Consider the following 12,825-nt stretch of genomic DNA (forward strand, 5'->3'; position numbering starts at 1 on the left):
ATCGTAACAACACCGGTCACTCCCCTTCGAGCCACCGACACCGCGACCGTGACCTGTGCCCGGCCGCCCGGGCGAGTGGGCGGCCGGGCACAGGTCACGCGCTGTCCCCGGCTGCCCCCCGCTGTCACCCGCGGAGCGCCACGCACTGGCGGAGCAGTGGCTCCAGGCGCAGCTGGGTGTCCTCGCGTTCGAACACCTGCAGGGCGTCGAGACAGCTCACGGCCCACCGGGCTTCGTCCTCGTCCTCGATCCGGACGGCCACGGCGGTCACCGCACTTTCGAGGTCGAACGAGCCGTCCCCGAACTCCTCGTCAACGGCCCGGTATCCGGTGGCGAGCAGCGAGTCCGCGTACACACCGGTCGCCTCGACGAAGACTCGGGCCTCGGTCCGGTCCGTACGCAGGCCGGCCAGGCGCCGCAACACCTCGTCAGGATCACCGAGTTCGCGGTACAGGCGGTGTGCCCGGCCGACCAGGATCGGCCACCCGCCGGTCAGCTCATGGAGACGATCCAGGCGGTCTTCCGTGTGGAACATCTCCACACGTTGGGCCCAGCCGCGCAGGCTTCGGTGATCATGTCGACGCAGCACCACGGGGGCGGCCGACGTGGCCTCCGTGGCCATCAGCAGGGGGCGCCACAGGGCCAGCTGGGTGGGGTCGGTGACGAGTACCACCGCGCGGGTCACCCCCGGGGTGACGGGCAGCAGTGTCTCGGCGAGGTCGACGGCCTCCCGGCAGGTCTCGGGCCGTACCGGGTCCCGGTAGTTCACAAAGTCACTGATGACGACACGCCGTTCGCGTGGACGTCCGCCGGCGAGTTCCTGCTTGTAGACGCTGGGCTTGCCGACCGGCGGCAGCGTCCAGTCCGCGATGCGCCCGGCGATCGTGCGCAGGGTGTCGGCGACGTCGGTGACGCCGGTGGCGGATGTACCGAGGACGACCCTCGTCTGGTTGGATCGCTCGCCGAGAAGATCGTCCAGCTGGGTGACAGTGAGCGGAGCGGGCCGGCCGTCGGGCAGCTCGGGACGGCCCTCCTGCACGATGCTCTCCTGGAGTTCGCAATCCCGTTCGGCCCTGAGCAGCCGGGCATCCACCTCGTGGGAAGTACCGATCATGCGCAGGGCGTTGGGGCCGCGCAGATGCCAGCCCTGGCCGTCGTGGTTGGGAGCGAGGATTCCGAGGCCCACCATCTCCGAGAGATAGGCGCGGAAGCCCTCGGTGTCGAGCTGCTCGAAGCCCTTGCGCCAGAACGTCTCGCACTCCTCGCGCAGTTCTGTGTCGCTCAGCCGCACCTCCAGGCCGTGGTGGCGGGCGTGGTACGCCAGTACGTTGGCGATCACGTCGTAGCGGTGGTCGAGGCTCAGGGTGTCCTTGAACGCCGCCGAGATGCCGTCCCTGAGCCCGGTATCCGACTCCACCACTTCGATGTCGGAGAGCTCCACCGTGTACGGGGGTCCCTCGGCTCCGCGTCGCGCGCGCTTGCGGTGCATCAGCTCGACCAACCGGTGGCCGAACATCTGGAGCAGGAAGGGCTGGTAGGAGCAGTAGCCGAGCACCCGGTTGACGAGGTCCATGTCCTGGAACTCGAATCCGAGTGCCCGCATCGGCTCAACCAGCAGTTCGGCGGCGAACTGGGGAGCGAGCGGGCCGATCACCTTCGGGGTCTGCGCGAGGTGGCCGAACGGCCCGTTGCTCGCGAGCTTGGAGAAACGCTGCACGGAGTGCAGTCCGGCGAAGACAACCTTGGCGCGGTCCTTGGTGTCGGAGCCGAGGCCCTTGAGCTTCTTGGTCTGGTCGAAGCGGGGAGCATCCGCCTCGAAGAACTGGTCGCACTCGTCGAGCAGGATCAGCAGACGCCGGCGTGAGTCCGCTTCGAGCCAGGCCCGGACGGCGCTGCGCACCCGCTCGGAAATGTCCTGCCGCGACCTGCGGCTCTGTGGCCGGCCCGTTGTCACCTGCGCTGCGGCCAGCTCCCTGTCCAGGACGCTCCACAGAGCCTCGGGCCCCAGCGCGCTGCCCTTGCCGATGTTCTCCTGGTCGAGGTTGACGTACACCGCCTGGTGGTAGCCGGGGCGCTGCTCGACGAACCTCTCCCCGGCGTCGGCGAGCAGTGCCGACTTGCCCAGGCCGCGTCCACCGAAGATGACCTGGGTGCCGCGCGGGTCGATGATGCTCTTGCGTTCGGCGTCGCGACCGTAGAACATCTCGCCGCCGATCCTGCCGCGCTTCTCCCTGATGTAGGGGTTGACGCCGGAGAACGGCAGCAGGGTCTGCGTGGCCGTGCTGACCTGGCGGTTTCCCCGGGCGGCGAGGTAGGCGAGAGCCGCGTCGTCCACGACCAGCAGCGGCTGTAACCGGCTGGAGCCGGCGGCGAGTTCGATCCGCGACTCACAGCTGAGCGTGCCGTAGTAGACGACGAGAAGGCTCGCCCCGCTGGTGTCGCGCTCCGCCAGGCTCATGACGACCTTGGCGGGCGGTCGGCCCCAGACCATCAGCACCCGCAGGCTGCCGCCCTGCTCCCTGATCTGCGAGCCGAACGCGGGCGCCTTCGCCCTACCGTTGATCTCCACCTCGGTCACCTCGAACAAGCGGTACTCGCGCCTGTGCGGTGACCGCTCGTCCAACGGCCTGGCACTCTTGGAGTCGCAACCGAGGAGTTTGAGGGCGGGGAGAAGCTGCCGCTTGGCGGACACGACAAGCCGGTCCTTCGGCTCGGTTGCTGCCAGTTCCCGCCACTCGTCGAGCGCGTCGGCCGCAAGTGCCGCCTCGTCGGTGGAGAGAGCGCTGTAGTCCAGAACCTGGAGCACCGGGTGCTTGCCGCCGGACCGGACGAGGTCGACCAGACTGCGGTCGATGCCTCCCGGCAGGCCGTCAGGAACGGCCGGGAAGAACTCGGTCAGGTGGGACTCGCCGGTCTCGATCTCCGGGACGGGTTCGCCGATCTCCAGGAAGTAGACGAGATCGGCGGCGGTGGCAAGGCCTCCGGTGTCCAGGTGGCGCAGGACCTGAGCACGCTCCTCCGCTGTGAGGTCGAGGGCGTCGAGACGGGCCCGGATCCGGTCGGCCGCCTGCTGCCGGAAGTCGGGCAGGTGGCTGCGTACAGTGTCGAGCGACCGCCCTACTTCCATCAGTTCGTGGGTGTCGGTGCTGTCCAGCCGGTTGCGGGCGTCGGCCAGCAGCTCCTGGAGGCGGAGGTCCTGGTCGTCCGTCACGGCGCCGTCGGCCTGCGCGCGGTGCAGCTCGGCGACGAGTTCATCGTGGTCCCGCCGTAGCTCCGTGCGCCTGGTGGCCTCCCGCTCCTCGATCTCGACGAGTGCGGGCGGGGTGAACTCCCCGGGCCTCACGGCGGGCAGGGCGTCGCGTCCTGCCAGTTCGACGATGGTACGGGCGGCGGTGAACGCGCCACGGTTGAGCCGCTCGGTGAGGGCGTCCTGCCAGCTGCGGTCGACCGCTGCGAGGAGCCGGTCGAGCGACGGCCGCTCATCGCGGGTGTCGCACACCTTCAGGAGTTCCACGTCCAGCAGGAGTTCGAGGGCGACCGAACCGCCGGGGCGCGCGGTCGTGGTATCACCGGCCAGCAGAGCGAACAACTCCTCCATCGAGGCTCGTGCCGCCCATGCCGTCGAGGCGGCGAGGGCACCCGAGCGCCGCGCCGACTGCTCCAGCTCACCCAGGACCGAGTCCCTGCCGTCCAGAAGGGACTGCCGCAGGGAGGAGATCTCCTTGACCGCCCGGTTGCCGTCGGACCGGTCACTCCGGCGGATGCCGTCGAGCGCCAGGCACCACTCCTTGGCCAGGCCGACGGCTCGCTCGACGAGGTGGACCAGGTCCTGCCGCCCGGAGCCCTGCAGGGACTTGCCGCTGGACGAGCGAAACTTGCGGTCCATGCGGTCGATCTCGTTGCTTATCTCGTTCAGTTTCAACAGGCGTTCGACCTGCTCCCGCACCTGCGGCGCCGCGGCGCGGTGATCACCGGCCACGGTCGTGAGCAGTGAACCGAGCATTCCGTCCTCGGGAACCAGCCATCGCTTGGCGATCTCCGTCGCCCTCGCGAACCGCAGCCTCGGCGGAGCGAGCAGGGCGCGGCACTGCTCGCGCAACTCCCGGAGTCGGGCCTCCGTCTCGGACACGTCGGCGATGACGACCAGCGGGGAGGCGATCATCAGGGCACCACTGAGGGCACGGTCGGCCACGGCCGTCGCCGCCTCCCCGAGCCGGTCCGGCAGCCGGGGCACGAGCGCCTTGAGCTGAGCACCCGCCAGGTGGTCGCCGGTGAGCAGCGCCGTTCGCAGCAGGGCCGGCAGCAGGAGAAGATCACTGCCCTCCGTGTCCCGACCCGAGTATCCGCCGTCCTGCTGGAGCAGGTCCGCAGTCAGCCGGGCGCCCTGGCTGTCACCGGAGGTGAGCAGCGCGGCGGCACCGGCCAGGCGGAGCGCCGCCACCTGCGGCTCGGGGCGGCCGGCGGCCTTCGCCACATGGTGGGCGAGTCCGAAGCGCCGTTCCACGATCAGCTGCGTCAGGGCACCCTCGCTTGCCGACTTGTCGGAGCCCTCGTCCGCGGACGTACCCGGTGCCGGGTCGCTGTCGGCAGATATCACGGCCTGTGCGTTGTCGGTGTGGACCGGGTCCGGGGCCGTCCTCCGGGCAGGTACGGCGACTTCCGGTTCCAGGGCATGGTGGGACGCGGCCTCGCTCGCCGGGCTCCCGTCTGTCTGCTCGGCCGGCTGTGGGGTCCCGGGTTCCACGGTCGTGATGCTGCCGGCAGGCTCTGTGGTGCTCGCCTCGTCGCCGTCGATGCCGTTCTGCTCGCCGTCGATGCCGCCACGGTCGGCGGCCTCCGGCTGCGCCAACGTCAGTTCATAAGGCATGACCGCCGCCACGGCGCACGCGGGCAGTACCCGCGTGACCTCCTCCTGCAGAGCGAGGATCTCCGTCGCGGCGTCCTTCTGCCGCCCCAGCCGGATGAGCCGAGCCAAGGCGGCGAGCGCAGCGCTTTCCTGCTGCTGCGTCTGCTCCCATACCGGTGTGTCCAGCAGGCGGCGAGCCGTGTCACGCACGCTCTCGGCGGCAGCAGCGGCAGGGCTGTCCGGGCGACACGTGACGTCCAGCAGTGCCCGCAATGTCTCCCGTGCCTGGAGGTCCCGTTCGCGCGCGGCCCGGTGCGCGTGTGCGGCGCGCGTCATGTCCTCGAGGCGGCTGGATACCCCCTTGATCCCCGCAGCGCGGAACACCGCGTCGGCGCTTTCGAAGACCGCGCCGAGTGTGCTCAGCGCAGCCAGGTCCTCGTCCTGCGGAGGGCGGCCGTCCGCGACCGTACCGGTCACGTTCTCTGCGGCTTGCCGGGCATGTGCGAGGGCCGACTCCAGTTGCTGGCATGCCGCCTCCGGGGCCGTCACCTTCTCGGTCCTGGCGTCTTCCGCCGCCGAGGCGGGCACGTCGTTCGAGGCGGCAAGGTTCGGCGCGGCGTTCTCGGGTGCGGGAGCATTCGTCGCGAGCCGGTCGGTGCCGTTCGCGCGCCGGCGCTTCCCCTCGCCCGCGGCCGACGGCTCATGGTCTTCCGACGCGCCGGGATGGAAGCCCGGGTTCGCCGCCACGACGGACCGCGCCGCGTCACCGACAGCGACGAGTCGCGCCGTCTCCTTGTCGTCGGCCGTCGCCGCGAACCAGTCCTGGTCCGCCGCCCAGGCAAGGACGTAGGCGTCGGCGACGGAGGCGTTGCACCATGCGAACACCGTGGCCCGCACCAGCGTGGCTCCCCACCGCGACACGGGATCGGACACCGTCTCACCGTTCTGCGGGAGAGCGAACCTGCCCACCTGATTCATCACGGTGACCGTGATGTTCCTGAGTCCGCAGCTGCAGGTGTGCTGCCGTGACTCGCGTCGTAGCCTGGCGAGAACGTCCCGGCACAGGGCGCTGCCGGCACGTCGAGGAGCCGCCATGCGGATTCCCAGGCTGCGGAGCAGCTCCTGCCGGGCCTTGGGCGGCAGGGAGTTGAAGGCGAGTTCCACCATGCCGACCGTGAGGTCGTTCAGGGCGGTGGCCGGATGTTCCAAGGCGTTGAGTGCGGCGGCCAGGGCTTCGAGCCCCTCGGCCGAGGCACTCGGCGGGGACAACGGCGGCCCCGCGACGACGCGGTAGCGGTCCTGCATGTACGCGTACTCCGTTTCCGTGGCTGGTGTGCGGTGGGTTCCGCGGGATCGGCTGGCTCGGTGCGGAGGAGCCTTGAAGAGAGATGAGAAGAGGCGAACGGTACAAGGGCCGAAGAGGTGGGCACACGAGCCGTGAACGGATCAGCGGCCACGCGTGTGCTCGGTGACGAACGTGTACCCGTCGGGCAGTTCCCAGCCGTCCGCCTTGCCGAGCGTGTGGCAGTGCTCCCGGAAAGCCGTTCGCTGAGCTTCGCTCGGCGAACACCCTGGCCGCAGGCGACGCAGATGGCCGGGCACGAACTGGATTCCGCTCGGCCCCCCGCTGCCTGGTTCGGTACCGCCCCATGTGCGTATCACCCGAGGTCGAGCGGGCCGGTAGGCGATGAGAGGGATGGTCGGCTTCCCGGTACGTGCCGGGAAGTGCGGTTGCCCCCAGGCGTCGCGGCTGCCGAAGGCCTGCTCCAGGAGCCGTTCCGCGAGCAGTTCCACGACTGCCGATTCCAGCGCGGCGGCCTGTGACCGTGCCGGCCGGCGCCCATAGACCGCACTCGGCAGAACCGAACGGTCCAGCAGGGCATGGCCGTCCAGGGTGAGCAGCCCACAACGGCGCACCGTGCGCATCACCAGCTGCCGGGGACCGAGTCCGGCTGCCGTGTCACCGTGGCGGTCGCTGCCGGGAGCGTCCTCCCGGGTCAGAACGCGAGGGTCGAAGCAGTGCCCGATCATACGGTCGCCGATCTCCGCCGACTCCTGGAGGCGGGTAGTGGCCACACGGATCACCAGGCCGCCACGGGGCCAGCGGAGTTCGAGCATCAAGCCGGGAAAGAAGGCGCGGGGCCAGATGACCCCGGTCAGACGGCCGGGGTCGTCACCGAGTTCGGCGGTGACGACCTGAACTGCCTCACTTCCGTCCAATGTCGCGCCGGAGTGGGTGAGTTCGAGGCGTGCCGCGCACTGTCGGCCATGTGACCGGTGGAGTTCCCGCGCGACATCCGGATGCAGGGGGAGTCGGCCGTCGCTGAGGTGGGCCAGCCGCAGGGGTAACTGCCAGACGATCTCCTTCGCATCCATCCGTACGAGTGCGAGGGGACCGAGAGAGGCATCGTCGGGGAGGGGGAGATCGACCGGATCCACCTCCGCTTCCGGCTCCGGTGGCGCACATGTGGTGGACGTCCAGCCGCGTCCCGCCGGGATCAGAGGATCTCCGCAGGTTTCCGCCGTACCGGGATGATGGGATCGCCATACGCCTCCGCCTTCAAAGGTGTCGTCGAGCGTGATCCGGGAACCGTTCTCGAACAAGCCTTGGTTGCTGTCCCGTTGGACGACATCGGCGAGCGCCACATTCGCCCTGCACACCCCCGCGGCGTATCCCACTCCCTTGAGGAGTTCCGTTGCCCCGGGGAACCCTCGAAGCCGCGGTCCGACCGCTGTGTACACGGTGACCGGAGAGGTGAGGCCATAGCGCCGCCTCGCCGGGGTGGCCGCATGTTCTACCGCTGCCGCGAGGGACCTGAGGTCATCGCTGCCCAGCGGTCCGGTGTCGCGCCAGCTGTCCGCGAGGGAGGTCCGGGTCATGGCGTAGTGACCCCATGTGCGCAGCGCGTCACTGCTGTTGAGGACACCCCGCACCGTGTCGAGGAGACCGAGCAGCCCCACCCGCAAGTCGTCGTCGTGTCTCCCGCCCGCCAGTTCTGCAAGGGAAACAGGGACAAAGGGGCTGAGCAGCTGCTCGCGTGCCGTCGTCAGGAGATGGTCCGCATAGGCAGTCAGGTCGTCACGCCGAGCCGCCTCCGGGGACGGATAGCGCACATCGACGACGACATGGGCATCCCCGTTGATCCAGCGCCGGCGCGTGCGTAAGCGGTGGAGCTGGGCCGGTGACAGGCTCAGGGCCGGGCCGAAGGCGTGGAGGTCCGGAACCAGCAGCTCCCTTCGCCGTGGAGCAGCACCGTTCTCTGGCCGGCCCGGCCCCTCGGCGCCCGCAGGCGCCCCTGACACCCAGGCCGGTACGTCACCGAAGGCACCCAGATCCGGATGGGCGCCCTCCCGGTAGACGATCTCGGCGTAGAGAGGGTCCGACCCGGTAGCGACACGCACCATGGCGCCGACCGGGAGTACGGGAGCGCACTCGCCGAAGGTGATCACAGGGAAGTCGTCGAGGCGCAACGGGCTGCCGCCGTAGCCGTCGCCGCCGAGGTCAAAACCGAAGTACACGGCGTTGAAGGCGACGGCGGTGTGCACCGGCGCCGGGCGGGCCGCGACAACCGCTTCGAGATAACGCAGCAGGCGACCCCGTTCCTGTTCGGGTACAGCACCGTAGCCCTGTGTCATGGCAGAAGTCAGAAGAGCCCGGTCGCCATACGGGTCAGGCACCTCCGTCCCGTCGCAACGCGCCGATGACGCCTCCGGCCGTTCGTCGGCCGATCCTGAGACATACGTGTCCCCACCCATGGCACCTCCGCCGCACTACCGGCCGCCCCAGCCTGGCCTGCGGTTATTCCCGCAGGATATGTCTGCACGTGGCATTCCGGAGGTACTTTCGTCACTTTGCGACGGCTGGTGGCAGCTCACGCCGAACCCGCACCGCGCCGAGAGGAGACCGCGATCACACTGCACGGGGCCGGGCAGGCCGAGAAAGCGTCTGCGTAGCTCACGCCCGCTCCTGGAGGCGAAGCAGAATCATTCAAGCAGTCGTGGAAGGCCTCTCAGCGCACCCGTCCCAAGCGGATGTTCTGGGTCCAGGCATTCGTCCCGCCCTTCGGCGTGGTCTTGCAGGCGGGGGCATAGCAGCGCCATACCCAGGTGCCATTCTGTCTGCGGCGGATCTCGATCTCCGCCCCCTTGCAGCGCCCGCAGCGAGGCGGAGCCGCGAAGACCGCCGCGTGCTCGTGTTCCAGCAGCTTCCGGGCGAAGTGCGCACCCCGCATCGTCAGCATGACCTCACGGGTCCAGTTCTCAGATGGGCGACATCGGCCCGACCGTGTGGCGGGACGGCCGGATCGTCGGCGGCTACTCACCGATCCCGGACGGCAGGCCCGGAGCGCGTCCCGGAAAGGGCCTGGGGAGGAGGTGGGTCAGGCGGGCTCACCGGGTCCCTGACCGACACCTTGGGGAAGGTAGCAGTTGGTCTCCCAGATAACGCCGTACTTGTCGCGGACGGCGCCGTAGGCCGCGCCCCAGAAGCGGTTCTCCAGTTCCTCCAGGACCTTGCCGTCCTTGGCGAGCTTGTCGAAGGCCGTGCGCTGCTCGGCGAGGTCCTCGTAGACCAGGCCGATGTGGATGTTGTTGCCGATGACGTGCTCGCCTTCGGCCTTCGTATCGGCGGCCAGCTCGGCGACACCCAGCACACTGCCGTCGGTGAACTGGAGCTTGGAGTAGACAACCGTCCGGTCCGCGCCCGGGGTCTTGGCCATACCGGGCACCTCGGACAGCAGCATGGTGCGCTCGGTGAGCTCCTCGACGCCGAAGGCGTCGGTGTAGAAGGCGATCGCCTCCAGGCTGTCCTGCACATACAGCAGGGGCACGAAGCGCTGGAAGATTTCCTTGGTGGCCACGACGGGCTCCTCTCTCGCGGCCTGAAATACGGCTTGAAATCGGGAGGAAACGGGGTGTTTCACTCGGTGTCTTCCACGGTAGAAGCTCAATAGGTCGGCGAACGTCCTCACAGTCGGCGAAGGTGAACGGCGTGAGAGCCGAACCGGAAGGGCCCCGAGGCCCGGGCGGGACCCGGGGTACGAGAGATCCCGCCGCCCGTCTGCTGCAACTGCTCTCGCTGCTGCAGGCACCGCGCGACTGGACGGGCGCCGAGCTGGCCGAAAGGCTGGAGGTCACACCCCGCACCGGCGCCCGCGTCCCCGCGCGCGAGCTGCCCGACCGGCAGGATGCCGCCGCATACGTGGCCGACGCACCGGCCGCCGGCCCGGGCACCTGCCGCGCCGAACTGATCATCCATGCACCGATCGAGCGCGCCGCGGAGGGCATGCCGGCCTCGCTGGGTGTCCTGGAGCGACTCGACGAGGACCGCTGCCGACTGCGCACGGCCGTGGACTCACCGGAATACCTGGCCTTGCGCATCGCCACCCTGCACCTGGACTACACCCTCCTCGGCCCGTCCGGCATCGTCCCGCACCTGCGCCGGATCGCCGAACGGGCCCTGGGCGCCATCCAGTCGGCCCCGGGCCCTGACAGCTGAGGTGCGGTGTCTGGTCATGCCGGCACGGTGCGGACTCCGGCCCGGGCGGGGTGGTGGTTCACCGGGGGGCGAGGTCGACCGTTCCGGTGGCGCCGTCCACGGTGATCCGCTGGCCGGAGCGGATCAGCTGTGTCGCGCCGGTGACGCTCACCACGGCGGGAATGCCGTACTCGCGGGCCACCGTGGGCCCGTGCGCCATCGGCGAGCCGGTCTCGGCGACCAGCCCGCCCGCGGTCAGGAACAGCGGTGTCCAGCCCGGGTCGGTGGTCGGCGCGACGAGGATCTCCCCGGGCTCCAGGCGTGCGTCCGCCGGATCGAGGACGACCCGGGCGACCGCGGTGACCGTCCCCGGTGCTCCGGCCACCCCGGCCAGCAACCCCTCGCGCGGTGCGGCGGCGGGAGCGGCCGCCTCCGGGTCGGTCCCGTCGGACAGCAGGACCCGGGGTATGTACCGGCGCCGCTTCTCCCGGTCGTAGGTCTCCCGGCGTTCGGCGATCACGTCCCTGAAGTCCGCCCCGTCCACGGCCTGCCGGGCCTCACGCAGGTCGAGGAACATCACGTCGTGGCAGCACTCCAGCAGGCCGCGGTCGGCCAGTTCCTCACCGACCAGCAGTATTTGCTCGCGCATCTGGGCGATCGCGTACAGCCAGGCGAACTTCGGCAGCTCCCGCAGCCCGCCGAGCTCGCGGGCCCGGCGCAGGAAGAACCCGACGGCACCCGCCCGTACCCGCCCCCGGCCGCGGGCGCGCTCCACCAGCTCCCCGAGCATGGCCTCGGCGTCCGCCGCCGCCTTCGCGAACCGCCGGTCGGGCGCCTGTTCCGGGTCGGTGACCAGGAGATAGTTGGCGATCATCGAGAAGACCGGTGCGGGATCCTCCGCCCAGCGCGGCACACCGAGGTCGATCTCGGCGGCACCACGCCGGCCGTACCGTGCCAGGAATGCTCCGAGCCCGAACTCCGGCAGCTCCCCGGCGAAGTACCGGGCGGCGAGCTCGGCCGGCGGCGTGTCCAGGAGCACGTCGCGGTGCTGCCGGGCACGGCGCGCCAGGTGCCACAGCTCCAGATCCATCTCCGTGGTGGTGTTGTTCGGCATGCCGCGCAGCACCGTCTCGACCTCACCGGCGGTGGCGGCGTCCCCCAGCAGGGCCACCGGGACGCGCGCCGCGAGGAGACCGACCGCCACAGGCCAGTACAGGTCCGTGAGCGTCCTCTTGTGGAAGACCGCCTTCTGGACGTTCTCGACGAAGCGCAGCCGCTGCGCCGCCGTCATGTGCGCGGGCGCCGTCGCCCTGCGTTCGGTTTCCTCCAGCACCCGCTGGGCCCGTGCGGGCGCGGCGGCGGGGCGCAGGAGGGCGCGGGCCGCGGCGACCGCGATGGAGGGGGCCAGCTGCAGTGCCACCCTGGTCTTGAAGCGCCGCCGGGCGGCCCGCCCGTTCTCCGGTGAGATCGACAGGTCCTTCCTCACCCGCTCCAGGACCGCTGTGCCCTGCGGCCCGCCGAGCCATCCGTCGCCCAGATAGCCGCGCAATCCCTTGTCGGCCAGGGCCGCGGTGGCGTCGAAGTACATCCGTCCGCCGATATCGACGATGCCGGCGGGGCCGTCGAGCGGATCGGCCCGCAGGCCGAACTCCCTGAGGATGATCCCGAAGGCGATCTTCTGCCCGGAGAAGCCCATCCTGGTGAAGGGGCGGAGCATGCCCTGCACGGGGCCGTTGGTGACGTAGACACGCGGCTGCGGCCGGTCGGTCCTGGGCGGCAGCGGGAAGAGCGTGGTGACCGGCCGGCTCTGCAGCAGCCACAGCAGACCGTTCTTGTCGATCGCCCACTCGACGTCCTGGGGCGAGTCGAACAGGTTCTGGAGCCGCAGGCCGGTGCTCCGGAGCTCGTCCAGCTGCGGCCCGTCCAGGCATCCGGTCCGCGTCGTGGACATCCGGTGGTCCTTCAGGACGTAGTGGTCGGGGCGGCCGTGGCCGTCGACGACCGCGGTGCCCAGGCCGGGGGCGGCGTCCACGACGGTCTCGGTGCGGGTGCCGGTGACCGGATTGGCGGTGAAGAGGACTCCGGCGACCTCCGGGTCGACCATCCGCTGCACGATGACGGCCATCCTCGCCGTGTCGTGGCCGATGCCGTTGGCTTCGCGGTACTGCACGGCGCGCTCGTTCCACAGCGAGGCCCAGCAGTTCTGTACGGCCTTCACGACCGCGTCCGCTCCGACGACGTCGAGGTAGGTGTCCTGCTGGCCGGCGAAGCTGGCGAAGGGCAGGTCCTCGGCGGTGGCGCTCGACCGTACGGCCACCGCGCCCGCCCCCAGGCGCTCGTAGGCGGTGACGATCTGCGCACGCAGCCCGTCCGGGAGTTCGTCCGCCGCCGAGGACAGACCGTCGAACGCGGCGGTGGTCAGGCAGAATCCGTCGGGCACCAACTCCCCGGCCTGGAGCATCTCCCCGAGCGCGGCCGCCTTCCCGCCGACGAGGTTCGTCAT

At 70.3% G+C, this 12,825-nt stretch carries 6 protein-coding genes and 1 pseudogene; 2 read left to right on the forward strand and 5 right to left on the reverse strand.

The window, feature by feature from the left end:
- Positions 1-124: 124 nt before the first annotated feature.
- From AZE13_RS23625 to AZE13_RS23640, 4 genes are all read right to left on the reverse strand, one after another.
- Positions 125-6,151, reverse strand: a complete 6,027-nt coding sequence (locus tag AZE13_RS23625) for a hypothetical protein (RefSeq protein WP_066935583.1) — start codon at positions 6,149-6,151, stop codon at positions 125-127.
- 141 nt (positions 6,152-6,292) lie between these two features.
- Positions 6,293-8,482, reverse strand: a complete 2,190-nt coding sequence (locus AZE13_RS23630) for a hypothetical protein (protein ID WP_258527952.1) — start codon at positions 8,480-8,482, stop codon at positions 6,293-6,295.
- Between the two features lie 374 nt (positions 8,483-8,856).
- The gene (locus AZE13_RS23635) at positions 8,857-9,087 is read right to left on the reverse strand and encodes a hypothetical protein (RefSeq protein WP_066935589.1); all 231 of its coding nucleotides are present in this window, start codon (positions 9,085-9,087) and stop codon (positions 8,857-8,859) included.
- Between the two features lie 138 nt (positions 9,088-9,225).
- Positions 9,226-9,705 carry a VOC family protein gene (locus AZE13_RS23640; RefSeq protein ID WP_066935592.1) on the reverse strand — a complete coding sequence of 160 codons (480 nt, stop codon included), beginning with the start codon at positions 9,703-9,705 and terminating at the stop codon, positions 9,226-9,228.
- A gap of 131 nt (positions 9,706-9,836) precedes the next feature.
- On the opposite strand from AZE13_RS23640, the pseudogene AZE13_RS39295 reads away from it, so the two are divergent.
- A pseudogene (locus AZE13_RS39295) lies at positions 9,837-10,001 on the forward strand (HTH domain-containing protein); the annotation flags it as partial.
- Positions 10,002-10,016: 15 nt separating this feature from the next.
- The gene (locus AZE13_RS39300) at positions 10,017-10,343 is read left to right on the forward strand and encodes a WYL domain-containing protein (protein ID WP_398780210.1); all 327 of its coding nucleotides are present in this window, start codon (positions 10,017-10,019) and stop codon (positions 10,341-10,343) included.
- Between the two features lie 58 nt (positions 10,344-10,401).
- Here the strand turns inward: AZE13_RS39300 and AZE13_RS23650 are convergent, their stop codons facing one another.
- On the reverse strand, positions 10,402-12,825 hold the full coding sequence (locus AZE13_RS23650; protein ID WP_220127595.1) for a PEP/pyruvate-binding domain-containing protein: 2,424 nt from the start codon (positions 12,823-12,825) through the stop codon (positions 10,402-10,404).

Source organism: Streptomyces sp. NBRC 110611 (assembly GCF_001590865.1).
Classification (GTDB): domain Bacteria; phylum Actinomycetota; class Actinomycetes; order Streptomycetales; family Streptomycetaceae; genus Streptomyces.